Raw genomic sequence first — 1,034 nt, 5'->3', positions numbered from 1 at the left:
TCCGCATTCACCGTGGCGCCTCCGCCGAGCGCCGCCGCCGTCGTGCTGGCCACGTTGTACAGCTGTGAGCCGTTGATCGCGTCCGTGCTGGACGCGCCAACTGCACCCGCCTTCACATTCGTGACCGTCGTGCCGGCTGTGCCGCCTGCGAGCGTGACCTTGCCCTGTGTCGAATCGTCGTACGCGACGAACGAGTTCGTCACGTTGCCCGATGTGTCCACGCTCAGACCGGCCGCCTTCAACTGCGCCATATTGACCGCGTCGAGATCAGCTTTGCCTGCCGCGACGTTCCCCAGTGTGGTGCCCGCCGTGCCGCCCGCCAGCGTCACCTTGTCGTGCGCCGACGTGTCGTATTTCACCGCATCCGCGAGCTCACCGTTGATCGTCGTGACCTGCGTGTTCAGCGTCGTGATGTCGCCGGTGTTCTTCGCAACGTTCTGGTTCGTCGCATAGAGCTGCGAGCCGTTTACAGCGTCCGTGCTCGTCGCGCTCAGTGCACCCGCCTTCACATTCGCGATGGTCGTGCCGGCCGTGCCGCCCGCGAGCGTCACCTTGCCCTGCGTCGAATCGTCGTATGCGACGAACGAGTTCGTCACGTTGCCCGATGTGTCCACGTTCAGACCGGCCGCCTTCAACTGCGCCATATTGACCGCGTCGAGATCAGCTTTGCCTGCCGCGACGTTCCCCAGTGTGGTGCCCGCCGTGCCGCCCGCCAGCGTCACCTTGTCGTGCGTCGACGTGTCGTACTTCACCGCATCGGCGAGCTCACCGTTGATCGTCGTGACCTGCGTGTTCAGTGTCGTGATGTCGCCGGTGTTCTTCGCAACGTTCTGGTTCGTCGCATAGAGCTGCGAGCCGTTCACAGCGTCCGTGCTCGTCGCGCTCAGTGCACCCGCCTTCACATTCGTGATGGTCGTGCCGGCCGTGCCGCCTGCGAGAGTGACCTTACCCTGCGTCGAATCGTCGTATGCGACGAACGAGTTCGTCACGTTGCCCGATGTGTCCACGTTCAGGCCCGCTGCTTTCAGCTGCGC

At 64.2% G+C, this 1,034-nt stretch carries 1 pseudogene; it reads right to left on the bottom strand.

Annotated elements, in window-relative coordinates:
• Positions 1-1,034 (bottom strand): annotated as a pseudogene (locus BX592_RS33650) (YadA-like family protein); the annotation flags it as partial.

Origin of the sequence: Paraburkholderia rhizosphaerae, from assembly GCF_004366595.1 — a bacterium.
GTDB classification, from domain to species: Bacteria; Pseudomonadota; Gammaproteobacteria; order Burkholderiales; family Burkholderiaceae; genus Paraburkholderia; species Paraburkholderia rhizosphaerae.
Note: the sequence above shows the minus strand (reverse complement) of the source record. Positions and strands in the feature narration are given on the sequence as shown.